The organism is Rhodococcus sp. NPDC059968 (assembly GCF_042738615.1).
In the GTDB taxonomy this organism is placed as follows: Bacteria; Actinomycetota; Actinomycetes; order Mycobacteriales; family Mycobacteriaceae; genus Rhodococcus_F.
Genome location: NZ_JBHWUE010000041.1, coordinates 37,405 through 62,235, shown reverse-complemented (window position 1 = coordinate 62,235; position 24,831 = coordinate 37,405). Strand labels below are relative to the sequence as shown.

15 protein-coding genes (1 of these 15 only partly in view) are annotated in these 24,831 nt (G+C 67.6%); 7 read left to right on the top strand and 8 right to left on the bottom strand.

The window, feature by feature from the left end; translation table 11 throughout:
* Positions 1-22: 22 nt before the first annotated feature.
* From fadD5 to ACFWAY_RS28415, 4 genes are all read right to left on the bottom strand, one after another.
* Entirely contained in the window at positions 23-1,615 is a 1,593-nt protein-coding gene (gene fadD5, locus ACFWAY_RS28430) for a fatty-acid--CoA ligase FadD5 (RefSeq protein WP_378512964.1), read from the bottom strand.
* Positions 1,616-1,741: 126 nt separating this feature from the next.
* Positions 1,742-2,533: an enoyl-CoA hydratase gene (locus ACFWAY_RS28425; RefSeq protein WP_378512963.1), complete on the bottom strand. Its 792-nt coding sequence runs from the start codon at positions 2,531-2,533 to the stop codon at positions 1,742-1,744.
* Entirely contained in the window at positions 2,530-3,507 is a 978-nt protein-coding gene (locus ACFWAY_RS28420; RefSeq protein ID WP_378512962.1) for an NAD(P)H-dependent flavin oxidoreductase, read from the bottom strand. Before ACFWAY_RS28420 ends, ACFWAY_RS28425 begins: the two co-directional genes overlap by 4 nt.
* Before the next feature lies 1 nt (position 3,508).
* Positions 3,509-3,664, bottom strand: a complete 156-nt coding sequence (locus tag ACFWAY_RS28415) for a hypothetical protein (protein ID WP_378512961.1) — start codon at positions 3,662-3,664, stop codon at positions 3,509-3,511.
* 272 nt (positions 3,665-3,936) lie between these two features.
* On the opposite strand from ACFWAY_RS28415, the gene ACFWAY_RS28410 reads away from it, so the two are divergent.
* Positions 3,937-5,175, top strand: a complete 1,239-nt coding sequence (locus ACFWAY_RS28410) for a TetR/AcrR family transcriptional regulator (RefSeq protein ID WP_378512960.1) — start codon at positions 3,937-3,939, stop codon at positions 5,173-5,175.
* 38 nt (positions 5,176-5,213) lie between these two features.
* Here the strand turns inward: ACFWAY_RS28410 and ACFWAY_RS28405 are convergent, their stop codons facing one another.
* On the bottom strand, positions 5,214-6,146 hold the full coding sequence (locus tag ACFWAY_RS28405; protein ID WP_378512959.1) for an oxygenase MpaB family protein: 933 nt from the start codon (positions 6,144-6,146) through the stop codon (positions 5,214-5,216).
* A 23-nt stretch (positions 6,147-6,169) separates the two neighbouring features.
* Positions 6,170-7,702 (bottom strand): aldehyde dehydrogenase family protein, encoded by a 1,533-nt coding sequence (locus ACFWAY_RS28400; protein ID WP_378512958.1) that lies wholly within the window; start codon positions 7,700-7,702, stop codon positions 6,170-6,172.
* Positions 7,703-7,860: 158 nt separating this feature from the next.
* Between ACFWAY_RS28400 and ACFWAY_RS28395 the strand changes: the two genes are divergently transcribed.
* Both ACFWAY_RS28395 and ACFWAY_RS28390 read left to right on the top strand, forming a co-directional pair.
* Entirely contained in the window at positions 7,861-9,003 is a 1,143-nt protein-coding gene (locus tag ACFWAY_RS28395; RefSeq protein WP_378512957.1) for an acyl-CoA dehydrogenase family protein, read from the top strand.
* Between the two features lie 47 nt (positions 9,004-9,050).
* Positions 9,051-9,749 carry a GntR family transcriptional regulator gene (locus ACFWAY_RS28390; protein ID WP_378512956.1) on the top strand — a complete coding sequence of 233 codons (699 nt, stop codon included), beginning with the start codon at positions 9,051-9,053 and terminating at the stop codon, positions 9,747-9,749.
* A 27-nt stretch (positions 9,750-9,776) separates the two neighbouring features.
* Here ACFWAY_RS28390 and ACFWAY_RS28385 read toward each other — a convergent pair whose 3' ends face one another.
* Positions 9,777-10,712, bottom strand: coding sequence for an esterase/lipase family protein (locus ACFWAY_RS28385; protein WP_378512955.1), 936 nt, complete (start codon positions 10,710-10,712; stop codon positions 9,777-9,779).
* Positions 10,713-10,942: 230 nt separating this feature from the next.
* On the opposite strand from ACFWAY_RS28385, the gene ACFWAY_RS28380 reads away from it, so the two are divergent.
* Genes ACFWAY_RS28380 through ACFWAY_RS28365 form a run of 4 tightly spaced genes read left to right on the top strand, consistent with a single transcriptional unit; the run spans position 10,943 to position 15,337 of the window.
* Positions 10,943-11,380, top strand: a complete 438-nt coding sequence (locus ACFWAY_RS28380) for a chorismate mutase family protein (RefSeq protein WP_378512979.1) — start codon at positions 10,943-10,945, stop codon at positions 11,378-11,380.
* Positions 11,380-13,452, top strand: coding sequence for an aminodeoxychorismate synthase component I (gene pabB, locus ACFWAY_RS28375; protein WP_378512954.1), 2,073 nt, complete (start codon positions 11,380-11,382; stop codon positions 13,450-13,452). The genes ACFWAY_RS28380 and pabB overlap by 1 nt, the downstream gene beginning before the upstream one ends.
* The gene (locus ACFWAY_RS28370) at positions 13,449-14,381 is read left to right on the top strand and encodes a prephenate dehydrogenase/arogenate dehydrogenase family protein (protein ID WP_378512953.1); all 933 of its coding nucleotides are present in this window, start codon (positions 13,449-13,451) and stop codon (positions 14,379-14,381) included. Before pabB ends, ACFWAY_RS28370 begins: the two co-directional genes overlap by 4 nt.
* On the top strand, positions 14,378-15,337 hold the full coding sequence (locus ACFWAY_RS28365) for a diiron oxygenase (protein ID WP_378512952.1): 960 nt from the start codon (positions 14,378-14,380) through the stop codon (positions 15,335-15,337). Before ACFWAY_RS28370 ends, ACFWAY_RS28365 begins: the two co-directional genes overlap by 4 nt.
* Positions 15,338-15,410: 73 nt before the next feature.
* On the opposite strand, the gene ACFWAY_RS28360 is transcribed toward ACFWAY_RS28365, so the two are convergent.
* Positions 15,411-24,831: the end of a non-ribosomal peptide synthase/polyketide synthase gene (locus ACFWAY_RS28360; RefSeq protein WP_378512951.1), read on the bottom strand. Its footprint extends 24,317 nt past the window's final position; 9,421 of the gene's 33,738 nt are visible here — the last part of the coding sequence; its start codon lies off the right edge, out of view; the stop codon is at positions 15,411-15,413.

The following is a 24,831-nucleotide window of genomic DNA, read 5'->3' as shown; positions in this document are numbered from 1 at the left end:
CAACGAGATGTTCGAAACGGGGTCAGACGACCGCGACGCCGGTTGCGCCGTAGGCCTTTCGGAGCTCGCCTTTGACGACCTTGCCACTGGCGTTCCGGGGCAGTGCGTCGACGATCACGACGTCTTTCGGATGCTTGTATCGGGCAAGCTTGTCGTCGAGCCACGCCGCGAGTTCGTCGACGGTGAGGTCGGATCCATCGTCGTCGAGTGCGACGACGGCGACGGGCACCTCGGTCCACTTGGGATCGGGCCGGCCGACGACGGCGGCCTCCCGGATCCGCGGATGTCCGAACAGGACGTTCTCCACCTCGGCGCAGTAGATGTTCTCGCCACCGGAGATGATCATGTCCTTCTTCCTGTCGACGACGTAGACGAAACCTTCGTCGTCCTGCCGCACCAGATCTCCGGAGTGGAACCACCCACCGGCGAACGCGTCCGCCGTGGCGGCCGGATTCTGCCAGTACTCGAGCATCATCGTCGGTCCGCGGTAGACGATTTCACCGACGGTCCCGGGTGCGACGTCGTTCATGTCGTCGTCGACGACGCGCGTCTGGATCGTCGGGATCGGTTTGCCCACCGAGCCCAGCTTGCGGATCGCGTCGTCCCCGTCGAGGACGCAGGTGATGGGCGACATCTCGGTCTGCCCGAACACCGCGACGATGAGGGCCCGCGGGAACGTGTCCGCCATGGCGCGCAGCACCGTATCCGATGCGGGTGCCGCCCCCCAGCTGATGACGCGAAGGGCGAGATCGCGACCCCGGACGGTCGGGTCGGCACAGACGGCCTGCCACTGCACCGGCACGAGGAACACCGTCGTGATCCGCTCCTGCTCCCACACGTCGAGCATCTCGGTGGGGTTGAACGCCTTGAGCGGGTGAATCACCGTGGTACCGCCGAGCATCAGCATCGGGGCGACCGAACCGAGCGCGGCCACGTGGAACACGGGAGACGCGAGGAACCCGATGTCGTCACCGCTGTCGTAGCGCATCGCGCGGATACAGGTGATGGACTGTCCGACCATGTTCGAGTGCGACAGCACCGCCCCCTTCGGCGCACCCGTCGTTCCGGACGTGTAGAGAATCAGGGACGGTGTGTCCTCCGGCAGATCGACGGGTGCATGGGCCGGGCCGGCCTCCGACACGAGTTCTTCGTAACCGAGCACGTCGGCTCCGGTGTCGGCGCCGATGTTCACGACCAGGCTCAGTTCGGGAACGTCCTGACGCACCGCGGCGACCAGCGGCGCGAGCGCAGGCTCGGTGAACACCGAACGAGCCCCCGAGTCACGGGCGATGAACGCGACCTCGGGCGGGGTGAGCCGGAAGTTGACGGGGACCGCGATGGCACCGAGGGCATTGATCGCGAGCACCGCTTCGAAGAACTCGGTGCGGTTGAGGGTGAGCAGCAGAACACGGTCGCCGAAGTTCACACCGCGCCGGGACAGTGCGCCGGCCAGCGCCTCCGATCGGTCGTGCAATTCGCGCCAGGTCGTACTGTGGCCGAGAAAGCGGAACGCGGCCTGGTCGGGCTTCATCTCCGCGTGTGACGCAACCCAGTTGTTCCAGTGGTTGCGGCGGGATTGCAGTGGCTGCTCCAGCAGCTCGCTACGTGACGACATGTGGTGGTGGTCCCTTCGCTGTACTCGTGCCCGGCGCCCGTGTGCCAGTTCGGACCCGCACCGAGCTGTGACGAGTATTACAGATCTCGACGTCTATCGGAACAGTCTTGTTAACCGCAATTCGCATCAGCTCCGGAAGTTCGGAGCGCGTTTCGCGAGCATCGCGGTGATCCCTTCGACGAAGTCGGGGCCCTGCAGCAGTTCCGCCTGGCCCGCCTTCTCGCGGTCGAGTGAGGCGTCCAGAGCTGTCAGTGTCGCTGCGGTGAGTGCCCGCTTGGTGAGTTCGATGGCCCGCCTCGGACCACGAGCCAGCCGGGCCGCCACGGAATCGACGTGCGCGGCGAGTTCGTCCGGAGGGAGGACACCCGCGATCAGGCCCTCCCGCTCCGCCTCCGCGGCGGGCAGGCGCTCGCCGAGGAGAGCCATCCGGGTGGCCCGTGCCCGGCCGATGGACGCTGCGATCAGCGCGCTGGAACCGCCGTCGGGCATCAACCCGATGCTGACGAACGCGAGGAGTAGATAGGCATTCTCGGAGGCGTACGTCAGATCGGCGGCGAGAGCGATGGACGCCCCGACCCCCGCGGCCGCCCCGTTCACCTGCGCGATGACCGGAACCGGCAACTCGACGATGGCGCGAACCACCCGGTTGGCGGAGTCCATCACCACCTCTGCGGGCGCTTCCCGGCCTCCGGCCGCGGCGGCCGCCGCGAGGTCCGCTCCCGTGCTGAACGCCTTGCCCGCCCCCGCGATGACCACGACACGAACGGACGAGTCCGCGGCAGCTGCGGTGAGCACGTCGCCCAGCGCCGACATGTGTGCCAGGTCGAGGGCATTCATCCGGTCGGGCCGGTCGATCGTGATCCGGAGTGTCCCGGCCTCGTTGACGACGCGCAGCCCGTCGACCGCCGGGGCGGTCACGACACCGCTCCGATGCGCGAGTCGACCGTGCGTACGAGCCGTCCGGTGATGATCGATTCCGCCTCCGCGACCATCCGGGTCACGAGTTCGCGCACGGTCGGGATGTCGTCGATCAGGCCCTGGCTCTGTCCCGCGGTCCAGATACCGGCGTCGAGATCGCCCATTTCGAACACCGTGCGTCCCCGGGCTCCGGCGACGAGATGCTGGATGTCGGCGAATTCGCATCCACGGGACTCGATGTCGACCACCTCGGCGCTGACCGCGTTGGTCGCGACGCGGGCGGTGTTGCGAAGGGACCGGAAGATGAGTTCGGTGTTGGCGACGATCTGTTCCTTGACGGCGTGTGCCACCGGGGATTCGACCGTGCACATGAATCGGGTGCCCATGTTCACGCCGTCGGCGCCGAGTGCGAGCGCTGCGACGAGACCGCGCGCGTCCGCGATACCGCCGGACGCGATCACGGGGACCGTGAGCTTTCCGGTGGCGGCCGGGATCAGGATCAGGCCCGCGACGTCGTCCTCACCGGGGTGGCCTGCGCATTCGAAGCCGTCGATGCTGACCGCGTCGACGCCCACCCGTTCCGCCTTCACCGCATGCCGCACGCTCGTGCATTTGTGGATCACTTTGATCCCCGCGTCCTTCAGGTGCGGGAGGTGGTCCACCGGACTGGAGCCGGCGGTCTCGACGATGCCGATTCCGGAATCGATGATCGCCTGGCGGTACTCCGCGTACGGCGGCGGGTTGATCGACGGGAGGATGGTGAGATTCACGCCGAACGGCTTGTCGGTGAGCTCCCGGGTGCGGGCGATCTCCGCGACGAGATCTTCGGGTGTCGGCTGGGTGAGCGCGGTGAGAAATCCGAGCGCCCCCGAATTCGCGACGGCCGCTACGAGTTCGGCTCGGCCGACCCACATCATGCCGCCCTGGACGATCGGGTGCTCGACACCGAACGCCTCGGTGAATTTCGTCCTCATGTCAGTTCACCCCGTCGAACGTGCCGCCTGCGGCGGCCTTGTCCAGCAGCAGTCGCGGCGGGAGGAATCGGTCGCCGGAACCGACATCGCCTCGTCCACGAGGGATTCTGATCACGTCGAAGATCAACGTCTGCCCGCCCTGCCGGGTTGCACTCATGATCCAGCTACCTCCGATGGTTCGAAATGTGACATCCAGGAGCGCACGACCGTCGAGAGACCGCGGCCACATGCGAATTACGGTTAACTTATTGTGTGCGTTCCTGACGTGTCAATCCCCCCATGACACATCCGTAGCCAGATTCACCGGCATTTTCCAAGAATGTGGCGTGATGCTTTCTCCGCACGCGCCCCTCAGCCGACCCGGCGATGCGAAAGTCTCGGTTAAGATGATGGACGGTTAAACTGGCAGATGACTGCCGAATACTGGAGGTGACCGTGGCTCGGACCAGCACGGCGGCCGGTGCCGCCATCGAGCGGCCGATCCGCCGTCGCCCGAAGAATCGCAAGGCTCAGATCGCGAACGTCGCGGCCGAGGCCTTCAGCGAGCGCGGCTACCACGCGGTCGGCGTCGACGAGATCGCTGCCACCATCGGGATCTCGGGTCCCGCCCTCTACCGGCACTACCCCAACAAGTACGCCCTGTTCGTGCACGCCGCCACCACGACTGCCGACGCACTGCAGGCAGCCGCGGACAGCGCACGGGGGGGCGTCGCCGACCTCGAGCCCGGAGACCGACTCGACCATCTGATCTCCGCGCTCGTCGCAATCAGCATCGAGAACCGCAAGGTCGCCGGGCTCTACCGCTGGGAGGGCCGGTACCTTGAGGCCGACGATCGCACGCGCATCCGCGACGTCTTCGTTCACGTCACCCAGTGCGTGGCAGATCCCCTGCGGGAACTGCGCACCGAACTCACACCCGCCGACGCGACGACGCTGGGGGCGTCGACTTTGAGCGTGATGGCGAGCATCAGCGCACATCGCACGACCCTCGCGACGCGCCGACTCGACGCGCTTCTGAAGTCTGCATGTGAATCGATCCTGCGCGCCACACTGCCTCCTGCCGTCCCGACCGAAGGAAGGATCGCAGGCGTAGGTGCGGTACGCGGCCTGGCGGTGACGTCCAAGCGCGAGTTGCTGATCAACGAGGCTGTGAAGATCTTCGACCGGCACGGCTACCACGACTCGAGCATCGAAGAAATCGGCGCCGCGGCCGGCATCAACGCGTCGAGCGTGTACCGCCACTTCCCCAGCAAGGCAGACCTTCTCGCGGCGGTGTTCTATCGCGCGTCCGACCGGCTGGCCGTGGCCACCTCGGCGGCGCTGTCCACCGCCACCGGCCCCGAGGATGCGCTCCGCAAACTCGCGGAGTCCTACCTGGAACTCTCGTTCGGGAACCCGGAGGTGCTGTCGGTGTACTTCGCGGAGATCGGGAACCTCCCGAAGAACGAGCGGACCAGTCTCCGCAACGTGCAGCGCCTGCACGTCGAGGAGTGGGTCCACCTGGTGACCGCCGTGCGCTCCGAACTCTCGGCTCCGGAGGCACGGTTCCTGGTACACGCAGCGCTGGGGCTGGTTCTCGACATCGGCCGACTGGTCCACTTCGACACCCGCGAGGAGTCGCGTGCGCGTCTCCACACCCTGATGACGGCGGTACTGCTGGGCGACTGAGGCCGTGTCTGTGGACGAATCGCCCAGGGACACAGCCGTCATGCCGCCCGTCGACGGGCTCCGCGGTGATTGTCGTTGTCCGCTCCCAGATCACGGGGACGGTAGCCCTCCGGATATCCGGGGTAGCTCCGGTTGCGCCGATCCCGTGCAGCCTTGGACTCCCTGCGGGGCGGCAGGAAGCGCACGAACCTCGCACGGATCCCCAGCGCACGGCGGGACGCGTTCTGCAGCCAGGTCGGGGCGGCGGGAAACCCGAACGCCGACAGCATCATCGGGTCGAGGAGGGCGAAGACCCCCTGCGCGACGAGCGGCCGCAGTGGCGCCGGAAACCAGGAACAGAACAGCTTCAGCGTGTAGGTGCCGACGCGATGATTGTCGTCGGTGTACCGGAAATGCCTCCGCTCGTAGTCGACCTTGAACCGGTAGAAGTCCTCGAAGCTTTCAGGAATGTTCTTGATTCCCATTCGGATTCCCACCTGACGGTAGAAGTGGAAACACGCGAGACGCTCGTTCGGGGTCAGCCGCCGCCACCCGAAGCGGTCGATCCAGTCGATCGGCTCGTAGATGAAGGTGGTCAGAACGTAAAGCATGTCGTCGTTGTCGATGTCGTACTTGCCGTGCATGCGGTTCACGACGCGCAGCGATTCGACGCCGCGCTCGGAGTCGTAGCCGTGTTCGACGAGTTCGGCCATCAGCAGTGCGGTGTCGTCGTACCGTTTCTGCGGCCGTTTCTCGAACTCACCGGTGCGCTGCAGCAGTTCCGAAATGGTGGGGACGCAGTACGTCCGGAACAGCGCGAACTCGAGGGACCGCTGGTAGTCCCATGGAAACTCGTAGCCGGCCGTGATCCTATGGATCTCCTGGTGATCCCGGACCGGGTCGAGTTCCTCGATGCGCCGCTGCCAGCCGTGCCTGCCCCGCGAAACCCCGCCCGGCGCGCCGGTGTCGGCGCGCTTGGTCTTCATCAGCATGTGGATACCCTCCTGCCGTGTGATCAGCGTCCGTGCCGGTTCTTCAACATCCAGGCCGAGATCTTCATGTCCCGCGACTTGCGCTGCATGGTGAGCAGGTTCAGCGGAGCCGCGAACTTCTGCCGGGCGATGGATTTGACCCGGCTGAATTCACGCAGACCGTCCGCGCCGTGGATGCGGCCGAAGCCCGAATCTCCGACCCCGCCGAACGGCAGTGCCGCCACGCCGGCGAACCCGAGCACCGAACCGATCGTCACGACACCGGCCCTGAGCTTCCCGGCAGCCTGCATCGCCTTCGTCGCATCCTTGGTGAAGATGGACGCGCCGAGCCCGAACGAGGTGCCGTTGGCCTTCGTGACCGCTTCGTCGAGGCTGGCGACCTTGTTGATGACGACTGTGGGGCCGAACGTCTCCTCGCGGATCGCGGTGCTGTCCTCGGGAACGCCGGTCAGCACGATCGGCCCGACGTAGCCGTCCTTGATGGAGTCCAATCCGCCGACCACCGCGGAGCCGCCCTTGTCGAGCGCGTCCTGGACGTGGCCGCGGACGACGTCGGACTGGCTGGTCAGCGTCATCGGTCCGTAGGCGGCGTCCCGGGGTCCGGGGCGCAGGACCTTCGACTTCTCGGCGACCAGCCGGACGAACTCGTCGTAGACCGAGTCGACGACGTAGATGCGCTCGACGCCGGCGCACGTCTGTCCGGCGTTGCCCATCGCGCCGAACACCGCGAAGCCGGCCGCCTCGTCGAGGTTCGCGTCGGCGTCGACGAGCATGGCGTCCTTGCCGCCCGCCTCGACGACGAGGGGGGTCAGCGTTTCGGCGCACGCGGCCATGACGCGCTTGCCGGTGGCGGCAGATCCGGTGAAGGCGATCTTGTCGACCCCGGCCGAGACGAGGGCCGCGCCGGTCGACCCGTCTCCGGTGACCACCTGCAGCACGGGTTGGTTGGGGACGAGCGCCTTCCACTTGTCGGCGAGCCACACCGCGACCCCGGGGGTCAGCTCGCTGGGTTTGAAGACGACGGTGTTGCCCGCCGCCAGCGCATAGGAGATCGACCCCATCGGGGTGTACACGGGGTAGTTCCACGGCCCGATGACACCGACCACACCCATCGGCTCGTATCCGACGCTGCTGGCCTGGTTCGCACTGACCAGTCCCGACGGCACCTTCCGCCGCTTCAGGACCTTGCCCGCGTTCTTCGCGGCCCAGTCGAGATGTTCGATGGCGAGCATCACTTCGAGGAGCGCGTCGTCGTACGGCTTGCCGGTTTCGGCGGCGACGAGCGCGGCGAGCTGCTCGCCGTCCCGGGCCATCGACTTCTTCCAGTCGAGGAGCCATTGCTTGCGGCCGTCGAACCCTAGAGCGTTCCACCACTGCGCGGCCGCGCGGGCCGCATCGACGGCGTCGCGCACCTCCTGCTCCCCCTGGATCGGGTACTCGGCCAGGACGTTGCCGTTGCGCGGGTCCAGGGACGCGAACGTCTTCGGCGCCTGCTCTGTCCGGGCTGCGGACTGCTCGCCGGCCGTCGTCTCGGTCGTCTCCGCCTGCTGTGGCATGGTCGATGTCCTCCCTCGAGATCACATCAAATATATGTGATGTGATGTAATGTAGTGGACATCACAGTATGCGGCTGACCCCATCGCGGCAAGCCCCACACAGTCACCTCCGGCCGACCGATTCGCCGGCCGAATCAACCATGAGGAGTCCCCCGGACATGAGCGTCGAATTCACCAGTGAACAGAAGGACTTCGCGGCGGCGATCGCCGATTTCTGCAAGCGCGAGAGCGGCACCCGCGAGCAGCGCGACAGGCTGACGAATCACGGCGAGCACAACCACAATCAGGACCTCTACGAGAAGATGGCGAAGCTGGGCTGGCTGGGCATCACCATTCCCGAGGAGTACGACGGCTCGGCCGCCAGCCACGTCGACATGTGCATCCTGCTCGAGGAGGCCGCCAAGGGGATGGCACCCATCGGCGGCATCGGTCCCACCCTGATCACGGGCGGCGCCTACGCGAAGTTCGGAACCGACGCCCAGAAGGACGTCGTGCTGCGCGGCATCGTGGCAGGCCGGTCGCAGTCAATCTCGATGTCCGAGCCGGAAGCCGGTTCCGACGTCGGCAACCTCAGCACCCGCGCGGAGAAAACCGCCGACGGCTGGGTGATCAACGGCCAGAAGACGTGGTGCTCCAACGCGCACTTCGCCGACAACATCCTGCTCGTGGCCCGCACCGGGCGCGGCGACGGCAAGCACGAAGGCCTCACGATGTTCCACGTCCCGGCGGATACCGCCGGGCTGAAGATCAGCGGCATCGACACGATGGGTGGCAAGGAGGTCAACGATCTCTACTTCACCGATTGCATCCTGCCCGAGGACGCGGTGGTGGGCGAGGTCGGCAACGGCTGGCGCCAGCTGATGACCGGCCTGAACTTCGAACGCCTGATCCTCGCCGCCATGATGCTCGGCACCGCGCAGCGTGCGTTCGCCGACACCCTCGACTTCGTCACCCAGCGCAAGCAGTTCGGGCGCCCCGTCGGATCGTTCCAGGCGCTGCGCCACCGCATCGCCGATCTCGCGACAGAGATCGAGTGCTGCAAGCTGCTCGTCTACAGCGTCGCCAAGGACGTCGACGCGAACCCGGACAAGATACTGGCCCGCGAGGCGTCGATGGCCAAACTGAAGGTCACAGAGACGGCAAAGAAGGTCGCGCTCGAGGGCATGCAAATGATGGGCGGGTACGGCTACGCCACCGAGTTCGACATGGAGAAGCACGTCCGCTCCACCATCGTCTCGAGCATCTACGGCGGTACCAACGAGATTCAGCGCGACATCATCGGCAAGACCTACGGCTTGTAATCACCCCCTGCGGTTTATGCTGGTTTGCCGCATCGAAGGAGTTCTCCATGGCATCGCCCTCCGTGTCACGATCCCCAGCGGGCCGCCGCACCCTGCGCCGCCGACCCCAGTTGTCGGACGACGTCGCCGTGCACGTCCGCAACCTGATCATGTCCGGGGTCGTTCGCCCGGGTGACTTCATCCGGCTCGACGAGACCGCGGCGGACCTGGGGGTCAGCGTCACACCCGTCCGTGAGGCGCTCCTGACCCTGCGCGGCGAGGGACTCGTCGAACTGGTTCCCCACCGCGGGTATGTGGTCGCACCGCTCAGCCGGGACGACATCCACGACCTCTTCTGGCTGCAGGGGCAGATCGCCGAGGAACTCGCGGTCCGCGCGAGTCGGTCGGCCACCCCGGAGGCCGTGGAGGAGCTGACCGCGATCAACGAGAAGCTGCGACGCGCCGTCGAGGACGGCGACGCCGACCGCATCGAAGATCTCGAGTTCTCGTTCCACCGGGTCATCAACCGGCTGGCCGACGCGAGCAAACTGTCGTGGTTCCTGCTCAGCGCCACCCGGTACACCCCGGTTCAGTTCTATTCGTCCGATCCGGCGTGGGGCGAGTCGGCGGTCGAGAGCCATCGCCGTCTCGTCGCCGCCCTCGCCGACGGGAAGGCCGACGTGGTAGGTGCGGAGAACAAGGCCCACTTCATCGACGGCGCCCAGCGACTGGTCGCGCATCTCGACGAGGTCGGCATCTGGGACTGACCCGCACCACCGATCCCCGGCGCCCGGTCAGCACGGTGCGGGGTTGCGCGCTCCGTAGGTGGGGTCCAGCGCCCGCTGGATGATGTACACGGCCCGCGGATCGGTGGTCAGCTGGTTGTGTTCGGCCGTGTTCGCGTCGCAGCCGTCCTGGAGCCAGATGTTGTGCACGACGGCCCCCGGACCGGCCGTCAGGAACGTGTTCTCCGGCGGGGTCGACACGGTGTCGCTGCGACTGGCGACCACCGTGTACTCGATGCCCGGGTCGGTGTCGCCGCCCGCGTTGAGGAGCTGAAGGAAGGGCGAGCCCACCATCTGCTGGATGTAGGACGGTCCGACCGCGACACCGGCGAGCGTCGTGACCGGCACTCCCAGTGCCTGCGCGATCGCACCGAGCGACTGGACGTCCCCGAAGCTGGTGCCGTGGTTGGTGGCACCGAGCGTGACGAGCGAATGCACCTTGTTCAGCGCGGGGTTCGTGCGGTCGGCGCCGCCGTCGAACCGCAGGTACTGGCGGGACACCGTGCCACCGAGCGAATGCCCGATCATGTCGACCTGCGAAGCGCCGGTGGTGGTGCGGACCTGGTCGACGAATCCGGCGAGCTGCCGAGCAGACTCCGCGATGTCGGCGCCGCCGAACATGCGCATCATGTTGCCCTCGGTCAGACCGGCGGCCTGTCCGTAGTTGAGGGCGAAGACGCAGTAGCCCTCCGCGGTGAGCGCCGGAGCGAGGTCCTTCCACGTTCCCAACATGCCGGTCCAGGTGCCGTGCACCAGCACGACGGGACGCGGATGTGCCGCGGTTGGCCTACAGCTCCAGTCGTTCGCCCCGGAAAGCATTGACGGATCGACCACGGGCGCGGGTTCCGCTTCCACGGGATCCGCTGCCGCTGGTGCCGCACTGCACAGCATCACGATGCCTGCCAGCACGAACAACAGGGCCCTACCGGCCGACGATATACGCATATTCCTCGTATCCTGAGTTAGCGGAAATAGACTTCAGGTTACGTTAGCCAACCGTCCATCAAAGTCTCAACTTGAGATCGAGACTCTGGGGGTGATAACCCACCTGGTTCGTATTCGGCCGATCGAACACAGCCCTCCCGGCCATCCGGAAGGCTAATGGAAACGAACCACCAACGACACACGATAGTCGGGATGAGAAAGCTACTGCCGATCGAGTGAGTGGGGCGACTATGTACTTCTCCGTAGAACAGCGGAACGGCGACGATTCCGGAGAGCATTCTGACGCCTCGGCGCAGCACGCACTCGAGGGTCTGCGCGCGGAACTCGACGCAGTCGACGCGACCCTGCTCGAAGCAGTCCGGCAGCGCTTGGAAGTGTGCCTGCGCATCGGCGAACTGAAGCGACGCGAGCACATCGCCATGATGCAGCCCGGCCGGATCCACATCGTCCACGAGCGGGCGCGACAGTACGCGGACAGCCACTCACTGTCCCCGGAGTTCTTCGATGCGCTCTACGACCTTCTCATCGCCGAGACCTGCCGACTCGAGGACCTCGTGATCAACACGGAGCCCGCAGACGAGGGCCCCCACCACAACGGACACCACGACCACCGTGACAACCACCACGTTCGTCACAGTTCCGTGCCCTCTGCGAATGTCGAGTCGTGATGAGTACCCGGACGCTCTTGGTCGACAACTACGATTCCTTCACCTACAACTTGTTCACCCTGCTGGCCGAGGTGAACGGTGAACCCCCCACGGTCGTGCACAATGATGTGGAGTGGGATTCGATCCCCTGGTCCGACTTCGACAACATCGTCATCTCCCCCGGCCCCGGACGCCCGGAGCGGCAACGAGACTTCGGGATCAGTGCGCGCATCATCACGGAGACCGAACTCCCCGTCCTCGGTGTGTGCCTCGGTCATCAGGGACTGTGCCAGCTGTTCGGGGGCAGTGTGGTTCTCGCCCCCGAACCGATGCACGGTCGCGTGTCCCTCGTCGAACACGACGGATCCGAACTGTTCGCCGGCATTCCGTCACCGTTCCCGACGGTCCGCTATCACTCGCTGATCGTCGAGGACCTCCCCGAGGACCTCGAGACCACCGCCTGGACCGCCGACGGCCTGCTGATGGGCGTCCGCCACCGCACCCGCCCGCTGTGGGGCGTCCAGTTCCACCCCGAATCGATCAGCACCGCGTTCGGTCACGAACTGCTCGCGAACTTTCGCGATCTCACCCAGACGCATTCCGGGACACCCACGCACGGTTCCATGCTCAGAATCCCGATTCCCCACGCGCCCTATGTGGTCCAGCAGGTGCGCGTCGACCACGAAGTCGATCCCCGCACCACATTCGAGGACCTCTTCGCGTCCGGGCCCAACGCGTTCTGGCTGGACGGGACGTCGGCATCGGAACCGACTTCGCGATTCACCATCATGGGTAATTGTTCCGGCCCGCGCGCCGAGTACATCACGTACGACGTCAGCGAATCGATCGTCCGAATCACGCGCGAGGGGTTGCCGGTCGAACAGGTGCATGCACCGTTCTTCGACTACCTCGAGCGGCAACTGCAGGCCCGGTCGGTGCCCGGCCTCCCGGGTGTGCCGTTCGGCCTCGGCTATGTGGGGTACCTCGGCTATGAACTGAAGGCCGAGACCGGCGGCGCGGCGACCCACAAGTCGCCTACCCCCGACGCCGCGCTGGTGTTCGCCGATCGCGCCGTCGTCATCGACCATTCGGGCGAGCGCACCTACGCGCTGTGCCTGAGCGATCACCAGGACGATCCCGAGTTGCGCCGCTGGCTCGACGAGATGGAGGTGGCGCTGCATCGGCTGGCCGAGCCGGACAACGCGCCGTCCGCGGTGTCGCCGATCCGGAAGCCGGAGTCCGCCGAACTCGCCCTGCGCCACGAGCACGACAAATACCTGGAGCACATCGCGACCTCGCTCGGTGAGATCCGGACCGGCGAGTCCTACGAGGTGTGCCTGACCAACATGGCGACGGTGGACCAGTCGATCGATCCCCTGCACACGTTCGAGTTGCTGCGCTCCATCAGCCCCACCCCGTACAGCGCTTACCTCCAGTTCGCCGGACTGTCGGTTCTCAGCGCCTCACCCGAACGGTTCCTCAGGATCGGCGCGGACCGGGTGGTGGAGTCCAAACCCATCAAGGGGACGCGCCCGCGCGGCGCCACCCCGGCCAAGGATGCGGCGCTGCGGCAGGACCTGCTGGACAGCGAGAAGGACCGCGCGGAGAACCTCATGATCGTCGATCTGACGCGCAACGATCTGGCCCGGGTGTGCGTCCCCGGATCGGTACACGTTCCCAAACTCTTCGACGTCGAGACGTACGCGGCCGTGCATCAACTCGTGTCGACCGTGCGCGGGACCCTCAGCGCCGATGCCTCCGTCGTCGAGTGTGTTCGTGCCGCCTTCCCCGGCGGATCGATGACGGGCGCCCCGAAGATCCGGACCATGGAGATCATCGACCGGCTCGAGTCCGGGCCGCGCGGTGTGTATTCCGGTTCCATCGGCTACTTCTCTCTGACGGGGACGGCCGACCTGTCGATCGTCATCCGCACGATCGTCGCCACGGACACCGAGGTGACGTTCGGTATCGGTGGTGCGATCACGGCACTCTCCGACCCGGAGGAGGAGTTCGACGAGGCGATGGTCAAGGCCGCCACCATGTTGCGGGCCCTGACCGTGACGGCAGACCGGCCGAACGAGATCGGGCCGTGAACGTCCCGGCCGCATCCGCCCGGACCGTCGCGCTGATCGGCGGTTCCGGCGATGTCGGCCGGATGCTGGCGGCTCGGCTGCGTGCCGACGGAAACACGGTGCGCACCATCGACATCCGATTCACCGACCGGTCCGACGCGGATCAGGTGAAGGGCGACGTCACCGACCCGTCCCCCGAGCTGCGGGCGGTGGTGAACGCTGCCGATGCGGTGATCCTGGCGATCCCCGAAAGCGTCGCGCTGGCGGCGATTCCGTTCGTCGTCGCCGAGTTGCCCGAACACGCCCTGCTGGTCGACACGCTGTCCGTGAAGTCCCGATTCGACGCCGCCCTGCGTGACAGTGCGCTGCGCAACGGCGCTGTGGGCATCAACCCGATGTTCGCGCCTTCCCTCGGACCGGAGGGCCGCCCCGTCGCGGCGGTGACCTACCGACACAGCCGTGAGGTCGAGTGGTTCTTGTCGGTGCTGTCCGGCTGGGGGTCGTCGGTGGTGCGCCTGGACGCCGAACACCACGACCGGCTCACGGCAGCGACCCAGGCACTGACACACGCCGGCGTCCTCGCCTTCGGCCTCGCGCTCGCCGAACTCGGTGTCGACGGCGCCGAACTCACCACGGTGGGGGCCCCTCCCCACCTCGTGTCGCTCGCGCTCCTCGCCCGGGTCGGCGGCGGCGTCCCGGAGGTCTACCGGGACATCCAGGCCGGCAATCCCTTCGCGGGCGAGGCCCGCCGTGCGCTCGCCGCGGCGCTGACCACTCTCACGGAAACCGTCGAGCAGGGCTCGGAGGACGATTTCGCCTCACTCATGTCCCGCTCGACATCGGCCCTCGGCGACCGGAGCGAACCCCTCGCCCGGCTGTGCGCCGACCTCTTCACCGACCTCGTTCACAGACAGCCGCAGTCGTGGGACAGGAACGGAGATTCGTCATGACACCCCAGAAGACTCCCTCGCTCCCGGAGTACGACCCGGCGGATCCGGTGGAGAGCGCCGTCGTCACCCGGCTCGCCCGGAACTGGGGACAGCGGGCGACCGTGAAGAAGCCGGAACCGGACCTCGACGCACTGTTCGACCTCGACAAGCAGGACTACCCGAACGAGTTGTTGCCCTTCGCCGATCACGATCGGTTCCTCGGCATGCACGAGGAGCAACGGAACCAACTCCGGGCGTGGGCCTGGATCGCCTTCAACAAGAACGTCATGGACATCGAGCAGTACGTCGTCAATCCCGGGTTCGACCTCGTCGCGCACGACGCCCTGGACACCGGGCTCGGAGACACGTTCGCCGTGGCCGTCCACCAGGCGATGGTCGACGAGCAGTACCACACCCTCATGCACCTGAACGCGAGCGCGGTCACGCGCAGGCAACGCGGTTGGGCGATGCCGAACAACGCCCTGCCCGACGTCCTGACGTTGCGCCGTCAACGTGCGGCGACTGCCGATGCCGCCGACCCGAGGAGGCGGGCGATCACGACGTTCGCCTTCATGACGGTGGCCGAGATCTCGATCAGCTCGTACCTCGACCTGATTTCCGAGAACGACGTCATCCAGCCGGTCAACCGGGCGACGGTACGACTCCACAACCGCGACGAGTACTGTCACGCCTCGATCGCCGACGACATCGCGGGCGTCGTCTACGACACCCTGAGCCCCGACGACCGCCGCCATTTCCTGGACGGGCTCGTCGACGCGATGACCGCGTTCAGCAGCAACGACTACTCGACGTGGCACACCATTGTCGGACTCATGGACTTGGGCGGCGGTCAGGCGATGATCGACGACGCCGAACACGACACCCGCCGATCCGCACTGGTCCAGGATTTCGGTGGCATCCACAAACTGTGCAAGCACCTCGGCGTCGCGGGCGAGATGTCCTTCGACTGGGCCTGACTCCGCGGCGACGGGAACCGACGGGGCCACGTGGTGGGATGGCTCGGAGCCTTCCCACCACGGGCCGCGGAGATCAGCGCCCGGAACGCTCCTCTGCCTGAGCCACGAGCGCGGTGAGCGCGGCCACCCAGAACTCCCCGAACCGCTCCACTTCCGGCGTCGAGAGGATGCCGGGCGGGAACGACATGAACGCCGACAACTGCAGGCCCTCCGCGGTTTCCGAAACCGCCGACTGGATGTCGAGAACCGCCTGAGCGGGCATCGCACTGTTCTCGAATCCGCCTGCGACGGGCGTCTCGAAGTCGGGCAGCCAATCGAGGCCGCGTACCGCCTCGGGGACCTCGGCCGCGCTGACGCGTCCGATGTAGTTGAACACGATCTGCGGTTCCGACCACTGCCTCATCACCGAAGACGTGTCGGGGTTCAGGTAGCGGAGCAGTCCGTAGCCGATGCCCCGGTCCGGGATCGCGCTCAGCTGATCCCGCACCGTGTGCACCGCATTCGCCGCTCCGGTGCCGCCGTTCATGGCATCCGCGATGTCGACCCCGGCGAGATCGAGACGTGCCGGATACATCGTGGTGAACCAGCCGACCGTCCGGGACAGATCCGCACCCGGCACCGTGGACTCTTCCCGTCCGTGGCCCTCGAGGGTGACCACCGTCGACGACGCCTCGACTCCGCGGTCGCGGCGCCAGGCGGCCACCGCCAACGCGAGAGCTGCCGCGAGGACGTCGCCGATCTCACCGTCGAGCGCACCCGGCGTGCCACCCAGCAATGCCTCGGTGACCGGTGCGGGAACATCCACCCGAGTCCGCTCCAGCGTGCTGATCAGATCGGTTTCCAGGTCCAGCTCACGCGATCCGAGCAGCGAATCCGGGCCGGTCAGCATGTGTTCCCACACCTCGAGTTCGGCCACCCGCTCCGGCTTCGCTGCCGCCTCCAGCAGACCGTCGGTCCAGCGCCGCAGCGACGTTCCGACCGGCTCGAGTGACGGCGACGCGCCGGCGGCGATCTGGGCGCCCGCGGTCGCGAAGTCCGGCACCAGGATCCGCCACGACACGGAGTCGATGACGAGGTGGTGCGGCACCACGAGGAGCCGGCCGCGCCGATCCGCCTCGGCGGGGTCGAACCAGACGAACTGGAGCATCGACCCGGTGCGCGGATCGAGGCGATCCAGCGCCGCGTCGAAGGCGGCACTCGCGACCGCGTCGAATTCCGGCGAACCGGGTTCGTCGCCGGCCGCGATCTCCACCCGCTGCACGGTGGCGTCGATGTCGACGCTGCCCGCGGGTGCGATCTCGAGCACATCCTCGACGCCGGACGTGACCAGGGTCGACCGCAGCACGTCGTGCTTGTCGACCACGGCGGTGATCGTCGCGATCACCTGCTCGCGTTCGATCCCGGCGGGCAGTGTCAGCAACAACGGCATGACGAACCGGTCGAAGTCGCCGCCACGCGCGACCATCTTGCGGGCGACCGGGGTGAGCGGCACCGTTCCGACGCCACCACCCTCGTACTCCTGCAGTGCGGCCGCCGCGGACTCGCCCGAATCGGCTACCGCGGCCAGCTCGGCAACGGTGCGCCGCTCGAACACATCTCGCGCGGTGAAGTGGATACCGGCGGAACGTGCCCGCGCCACCAACTGGATGGACACGATGCTGTCGCCGCCGAGCTCGAAGAACGAATCGTCGATTCCGACGCTCTCCCGGCCGAGCAGCTCGCCGAACACGGTCACGAGTGCACGTTCGGTGTCGGTGCGCGGCGCCCGGAAATCGGCCGCCGATGCGAAGTCCGGCACCGGCAGCGCGCGCCGGTCGAGCTTGCCGCTGGTACCCAGCGGAAGTTCGGCGAGCACCATCACGGAATCCGGAATCATGTACTCGGGCAGCGATTCCGCGACGAACCCGTTCAGCGCCGCCGAGTCGAGAGCCGCATCCGGCTTCGGCACGACGTAGGCGACGAGCCGCGCACCCACCTCGCTGTTGTGGACGATCACGGCGGCCTGCGCCACGTCGCGATACCGGACCAACGCCTCCTCGACCTCGCCGAGCTCGATGCGCAGTCCGCGCACCTTCACCTGGAAGTCGGTGCGGCCCACGAACTCGAGGACGCCGTTCTCGTTCCACCGGACGAGGTCGCCGGTGCGGTACATCCGCGCACCCGAATCGCCGAAGGGGTGCGCGACGAACCGTTCCGCACTCAGCGCGGAACTGTTGACGTATCCGCGAGCGAGTTGCGCGCCGTCGAGGTACAGCTCACCGGGAACACCGATCGGCGCCGGGTTCAGATGAGCGTCGAGCACATAGGCCCGCGTGTTCCAGGCCGGCGACCCGATCGGCGCGATCGTCGCCGTTCCCGACCGCTCCACCACGTGGGCCGTCGAGTTGATGGTCACCTCGGTCGGGCCGTACAGGTTCACCAATTCCGCGGAGCCGAGACCGGCGACCCGCTCGGCCGCCGACTGCGGCAGCGGCTCACCGCCCGCGAAGACCAGGCGCAGCGAACCGCACCGGTCGGCCGTCGCGGCGTCGAGGAACATGGTCAGCACGGACGGGACGAACTGGATGACCGTCACCGCTTCGGTGCCCACGGTCGCTGCCATGTACTCGGGGTCCCGGTGACCGTCCGGCGACGCGATCACGAGCGTGCCACCGACCACCAACGGCAGGAACAGCTCCCACACCGAGGCGTCGAACGTGAACGGCGTCTTCTGCAGCACCACGTCCTGCGCGCCGATGCCGTAGACGTCCCGCATCCACGCCAGCTGGTTGGCCAGCGCCGAGTGCCCAATCGCCACGCCCTTCGGGCGTCCCGTCGAACCCGACGTGTACAGCGCATAGGCCAGGTTGCCCGGGCGCAACTCGGCGAGCCGCTCGGAATCCTCGACCGGGCCGTCCGCGTACTCGGACAGGTCGAAGTCCTCCACCAGGTACACCGGCACGTCCACGTCGAGATTCGCGATGTCGTCGGCCAGGCTCAGCACACACGTCGGCTTGGCACTGTCCACCACGTACGACGTGCGGTCCGCCGGGTGCTCCGGGTCGATCGGCACGTACGCGCCACCCGCCGCATGGACGGCGTAGAGGCTGACCACCATGTCGAGCGAGCGCCGCATCGCGATGCCCACCACCGAGTCCGGCCCCACACCGATCGACATCAGATGCCGCGCCAGACGATTCACCCGCGCGTCGAACTCGGCGTAGGAGAGGCGCACGTGGTCCGCCACCACCGCCGTTCGATCCGGCGTGCGGGCAACCTGGGCGCCGAACATCGACACCACGGATTCGTCGGCGACGTCGTGCCCCGAGTCGTTCCACCCGGACAGGACGAGTTCGCGTTCGTCGCCGGTCAGCAGATCGAGATCACCCACCAGCGTGGAACTGCCGGCCGCGATGGTCTGCAGGATCCGGTTCAGCCGGGACCCGAGCCGCTCGACGGTGTCGGCGCCGAACACGTCCGGGAGGTACTTCAGGACCAGCTGCAGCTCGCTGTCCGACTGGGCCAGCAGGCTCAGCGGGTAGTGCGAGGCGTCGCTGATCTGCGCCCCGGCGACCCGGAGGCCGTCGATGTCGCTGTCCTCGGTGAGACCTGCGCGGTCCACCGGGTACGACTCGAACACCGTCAACGTGTCGAACAGCCCACCGATTCCGGCGATCTGCTGGATCTCCGGAAGACCGATGTGATGGTGGTCGAACAACGTCGACTGTTCCGCCTGCAGCCGCTCGAGCAGTCCGAGCAGCGACTCACGGGGATCGATACGCACCCGGATCGGGATGGTGTTGATGAACAGCCCCACCATGGACTCGATGCCTGCGACCTCCGGCGGGCGACCCGACACGGTGGCGCCGAAGACGACGTCGTCCGATGCCGTCATGCGGGCCAGCAGCAGACCCCATGCAGCCTGGACGATCGTGTTCATCGTCAGACCACGGTCCCGGGCGATGCGCGCCAGGTTCTCGCTCACCACCTCACCGAGGTGCAGCGCGAACTCGGCCGGCTCGGGATGGTCCTCGCTGCTCGGTGCCGGGGCCAGGACGGTCGGACCGTCCAGCCCCGCCAGTGCGTGCGCCCAGGCGCTGCGCGATGCGTCGGTATCGCGTTCGGACAGCCAGCCGAGGAAGTCGCGGTAGCCACGCACGCGCGGCAGCACCGAACCGTCACCGCGGGTCGCGTACAGCACCAACAGGTCCTTCATCAGCAACGGCATCGACCATCCGTCGAGCAGGATGTGGTGGTTGCTGATGGAGAACCGGTAGCTGTTCTCACCCGTGCGGATCAGCAGGAACCGCATCAGGGGCGGACGACTCATGTCGAACCGCGCCGAACGATGGTCGCTCAGAACGGACCTCATCCGCTCCTCGCGTTCGGCCCCGGACAGACCGGAGAGGTCGAGCTCTTCCCACGGCAGTGCGACGCGGTCGACGACCACCTGGACCGCGGTCCCCGAATCGTCGGGGACGAACGCCGTGCGCAGGTTCGCGTGGCGTGCGATCAGCGCCTCCGCCGCGCCGCGGAGCCGGCCGGTGTCGACGGCGCCCTGGAAGTCCAGCACCACCTGAGCGGTGTAGACGTCCACCGCGTCCTCGGCGAGAACGGAATGGAAGAACATTCCGGACTGCAGGGGGGCGAGCGGCCACACGTCGGTGGCGTCGGGGTAGCGCCGTTCGAGCGCCTCGAGGTCGTCCTGCGTGACAGTCACAAGCGGAACGTCGGACGGGGTGAGACCGCCGCCGTTCGGCCCGGAGGCGTGTTCGGCCAGCGCGGTCGCCGCGGCGTGCCACAGTTCGGCGAGCTCCCACACGTCCGCCTCGTCGAGAATCTCGGTGACGAACGCGATCTTGGCCTCGATCTGGGGGCCGGACGCCGTCTCCGACGTCAACGCGTTGATGCTGAGCACCGCCGGTGCCACCATGTCGTCGTCCATGGCACCGCCGAACTCACCCGAATCGCTGTCCGGGATCCAGCCGAGATCCCGGATCTCGGCGGGCAGATCCACCGAGCCCGCGCGACCGAGGTAGTTGAACCCGATCTGCGGAGTCGGCAACGATGCCAGGGCCGGAGCGGTCTCCTCGTTCAGGTAGCGAAGCAGCCCGTAGCCGATGCCCTTGTCGGGCACGGCAAGCAACTGTTCCTTGACAGCCTTCAGCGCCGCGCCGGTCGACGTCCCGCCGTCGAACGCGTCGGCGAGATCGGCCCGGGAGACGTCCAGCCGCACCGGGTACAGGCTCGTGAACCAGCCCACCGTGCGGGAGAGGTCGGCACCGGGCACGGTCGCCTCTTCCCTGCCGTGTCCCTCGAGGTTGATCAGCACCGAGCGATCCTCGGTCCCGTTGCGGAGTTCACGCCAGCGGGCGACCGCGAGAGCGAGAGCCGCGAGCAGGCCGTCGTTGACACCACCGTTCACGGACTGCGGGATCGTGGTGAGCAGCGCCTGCGTCACCTGCGTCGAGAAAGTCATGCTGAGGCGGTCGGTCCGGGCGATCACGTCGCGTGCGGGATCGAACGCACGCTGTCCGATCAGCGGATCCGTGCCCGCGAGCATCCCGCGCCAGAAATCGAGTTCCGCCACACGGTGCGGCGACTTCGCCTCCTCGACCAGACCGTGCGCCCACGCACGGACCGACGAGCCGACCGGTTCGAGCTGCGCCGGCTGTCCCGCCGTGATCTGCGAGCCCGCGGTCGCGAAGTCCGGCAACAGCACTCGCCAGGACACACCGTCGACGACGAGGTGATGCGCGAGCACCAGCAGGCGGCCGCTCTGCCCCGGCAACGACGCCGCGGGAGCGAACCACACGAACTGCGTCATCCGGCCCGTCGCCGGATCCAGCCGTTCCGCCGCACGGTCGAGAGCCGCGCGTGCGAGTCTCTCGAATCCGTCCGTTCCCGGCTTGTCGGTGAACTCGATCTGCTCGATCAGGTCGTCCGCACCGAATGCCTCTTCGGTGGGGAGAGCCTCGAACGCCCAGTCGTCCCCGGCCCGGGTGAGCCGGGATCGGAGGATGTCGTGGCGTTCCAGGACCGCATCCACCGTGGCCACCAGCTGATCCCGTGTGACCGCGGGCGGGGTGGTCAGCAGAACCGCCTGCGAGAACTTCTCGAAGGTCCCTGCCGTCTCCACCAGCCAGTGCGCGATGGGCGTGAGCGGAATCGAACCGACGCCGCCGCCCGGCAGCTCCTCGAGCTTCACCGAGTCGACGTCGGCAGCCCAGGCTGCCACGTCGGCCAGCGCCGAGACGGTCTTGCGCTCGAAGACGTCCCGCGCCGTGAACAGCACCCCGGCGTTCTTCGCTCGGGTCGTCAGCTGGATGGACACGATGCTGTCGCCGCCGAGGGCGAAGAACGAGTCGTCGACACTGACACGGTCCACACCGAGCACCTGCGCGAAGACGTCGGCGATGGCCTTCTCCATCGGCGTCGACGGCGCGCAGTACTCGCCGGCCGCCGACACGAACTGCGGCTCGGGAAGCGCCTTCCGGTCGAGCTTTCCGGCGGGCGTCAGCGGCACCGAAGCGATCGCCATGATCGACGACGGCACCATGTACCCGGGCAGGGTCTCGGACACGAACGCCGACAGTTCCGCGACGTCGATCGACGCGCCCGCAGCCGGCATCACGTACGACACCAGCACGGTCTGACCGGTCTGCTCGCGGTGATGGCCCAGCGTGACCGCGAAGTCGACGCTGGGGTGGCTGCCGAGTTCGGCGTCGATCTCGCCGAGTTCGATACGGAACCCGCGGACCTTCACCTGGAAGTCGGACCGGCCGACGTAGTCGAGGACGAGGTCGCCGGTCTCCCCGTCGTACACCCAGCGGACGACGTCGCCGGTGCGGTAGAGCCGCTCACCGGGACCGCCGAACGGGTTGGCGACGAATCGCTCCGCCGTCAGGGCGAACCGGTTGTGATAGCCGCGCGCCACGCTCGGGCCCGCCACGTACAGCTCACCCGCGACCCCCACCGGGACCGGCGTGAGCCGGGAGTCGAGCACGACCACGTCGACGCCCCGGGTGGGACCACCGATGGTGACGGGCTGATCCGCCTTCATCGGGTTGCTCGACGTGCTCCAGATCGTCGCCTCGGACGGGCCGTACAGGTTGAACATGCGCCGGCCCGGTGCCCACTTCTGCATGAGTTCCGGCGGGCAGGCCTCGCCGGCCACCGACAGCACCTCGATGCCTTCCAACCCGGCCGGGTCGACCGTGGTCAGAGCCGCGGGCGTGATGAACGCGTGCGAGACCTTCTGCTTCTTCAGCAACCGGGCGAGTTCGTCGCCGCCGTACACGACGCCGGACGCGATGACCATCGTCGACGCGGCGGCCACGGCATGCAGCAACTCGAACACGGACGCGTCGAAGCTCGGCGAGGCGAAGTGCAGCACCCGCGACTGCGGGGTGAGCCGGAGCCGCTCGACCTGCTCGGTCGTGACGTTCGCCAGCCCGGTGTGGGTGACGACGACGCCCTTCGGCAGACCCGTCGACCCCGACGTGTAGATGACGTACGCCGCGTCGTCGACCCGCGTCGGACGGATGCGGTCGGCGTCGGTGACGGCCTCGGACGACACGGACGCGCAGTCGCCGTCCATCTCGTCCTCACCGAGCACCAGCCACCGCACGGTGTCGGGCAGCTCGCCGACGTGGGCGCCGGTGGTGAGACCGACCTCCACGCGAGAGTCCGTGACCATGTGCAGGATCCGGTCGAACGGGTAGCTCGGATCGACGGGCACGAACGCGGCGCCGGTCTTCGCGACCGCCCAGATGGACAGGATGGATTCGACGGAACGCGTCAGCGCCAGCGCGACGAAGTCGTCGGCCCCGATGCCCCTGCCGATCAGGACGCGGGCGAGTCGGTTCGAGCGCTCGTCCAGCTCCCGGTAGGTGACCTGCTCGTCGCCGCACACGACGGCGACGGCGTCGGGGTCCACCGCCGCGGCGGTGGCCAGGATGCTCGACAGGAGCTCGGGTGTGGCGCTGTCGGCGCCGCGCACGGGTGCGAGCACCGCGTGCTCGTTCTCGCTCAGGACGTCGATGTCCCCGATCAGCACGGAGGCGTCGGTAGTGATCGCTTCGAGGATGCGCTGGAAACGGAACGCGAACGACGCGATCGTGCGTTCGTCGAACAGATCCGTCGCGTAGGTGAAGACGCCCCGCATCGGCGCGTTCCCGTCCGCGTCGGCTGCGTCGGCGAGCGTGAGCTGCAGATCGAACTTCGCGGCGCTGATCCCACCGTCGAGCCCCTCGACCGTCAGACTGGGAAGTTCCAGGTGTGCCTGCTCGATGTTCTGGAACGCGAGAGCCACCTGGAAGAGCGGCGAGAACGCCGTCGAGCGTTCCGGCTGGAGGATCTCGACCAGCCGCTCGAACGGCACGTCGGTGTGCGTGAACGCACCGAGGTCGCGCTGACGCACCTGCGCGAGGAGGTCGGAGAACGTCGCGTCGACGTCGACCCGGGCGCGCAACACCAGCGTGTTGACGAACATGCCGACCAGGTCGTCGAGCGCGGCCTCGCCGCGGCCCTCGATCGCGGTACCCACCGCGATGTCGTCCGTGGCACTCAGCCGAGCGAGCAGCACCGACAGTGCCGCGTGCGCGACCATGAACAGCGACGCATTGTGCTCGCGCGCCAGCGCCCCGAGCCGCTCGCGCAGTTCCGTGTCGATCTCGAAGTCGAAGTTCGCGCCGCGCATCGACTGCGCGGGCGGCCGCGGCCGGTCCGTCGGCAACGGCAGCACGTCCGGCAGACCGCTGAGCGTGGTCCGCCAGTAGTCGATCTGCTTGGTGGCCAGCGAATCCGACGCGTTCTCGTCGCCGAGCAACTCGTGCTGCCAGAGCGAGAAGTCCGCGTACTGGATGTCGAGCGGAGCCCAGGCAGGTTCGGAACCGGCGGCGCGGGCGCTGTAGGCGATCACCACGTCGCGCGCCAGCGGTGCCGTCGAGGCGCCGTCGGACGAGATGTGGTGGACCACGATGACCAACACGTGCTGCTCGGCGTCGATCCGCAGGAGACGCGCGCGGACCGGGACGGCCTGCGCGACGTCGAAACCGGCGGTGACCAGAGAGATCACGCGCGCACGCAGGGCGTTCTCGTCGGCGACGTTCTCCACGTCCAGAGAGGTGAAACTCCGGGCCCGCGACAACACGACCTGGCCCGGACCGTCTCCGGTGTCGGGGTACGTCGTGCGCAGCGTCTCGTGCCGTTCGACGACGTCGCCGAGTGCCCGTTCGAGCGCCGAAACGTCGAGGTGGCCCGTCAGCTTGATCGCCAGCGGAATGTTGTACGCCGCCGACGCCGTGTCGAACTGGTTGATGAACCACATACGGGACTGTGCCGGGGACAGCGGAATCCGGGCCGGACGCGGCTGCGGCACCAGCGCCGGCCGGTTCGCGCCGGCCGAGTCGGACTGCTCGGCGCGAGCCGACAGCGCGATCACCGTCGGGGCCTCGAACAGTTCACGCACACCGATCGACGTGTCGAGCGCGGCGTTGACGCGGGCAACCACG

Bases quoted from the DNA above. Each gene is read 5' to 3' on its own strand.
- fadD5 (WP_378512964.1), bottom strand. From the start codon at position 1,615: ATGTCGTCACGTAGCGAGCTGCTGGAGCAGCCACTGCAATCCCGCCGC.
- ACFWAY_RS28420 (WP_378512962.1), bottom strand. From the start codon at position 3,507: ATGAGGACGAAATTCACCGAGGCGTTCGGTGTCGAGCACCCGATCGTC.
- ACFWAY_RS28415 (WP_378512961.1), bottom strand. From the start codon at position 3,664: ATGAGTGCAACCCGGCAGGGCGGGCAGACGTTGATCTTCGACGTGATC.
- ACFWAY_RS28405 (WP_378512959.1), bottom strand. From the start codon at position 6,146: ATGCTGATGAAGACCAAGCGCGCCGACACCGGCGCGCCGGGCGGGGTT.
- ACFWAY_RS28400 (WP_378512958.1), bottom strand. From the start codon at position 7,702: ATGCCACAGCAGGCGGAGACGACCGAGACGACGGCCGGCGAGCAGTCC.
- ACFWAY_RS28395 (WP_378512957.1), top strand. From the start codon at position 7,861: ATGAGCGTCGAATTCACCAGTGAACAGAAGGACTTCGCGGCGGCGATC.
- ACFWAY_RS28390 (WP_378512956.1), top strand. From the start codon at position 9,051: ATGGCATCGCCCTCCGTGTCACGATCCCCAGCGGGCCGCCGCACCCTG.
- ACFWAY_RS28385 (WP_378512955.1), bottom strand. From the start codon at position 10,712: ATGCGTATATCGTCGGCCGGTAGGGCCCTGTTGTTCGTGCTGGCAGGC.
- ACFWAY_RS28380 (WP_378512979.1), top strand. From the start codon at position 10,943: ATGTACTTCTCCGTAGAACAGCGGAACGGCGACGATTCCGGAGAGCAT.
- pabB (WP_378512954.1), top strand. From the start codon at position 11,380: ATGAGTACCCGGACGCTCTTGGTCGACAACTACGATTCCTTCACCTAC.
- ACFWAY_RS28365 (WP_378512952.1), top strand. From the start codon at position 14,378: ATGACACCCCAGAAGACTCCCTCGCTCCCGGAGTACGACCCGGCGGAT.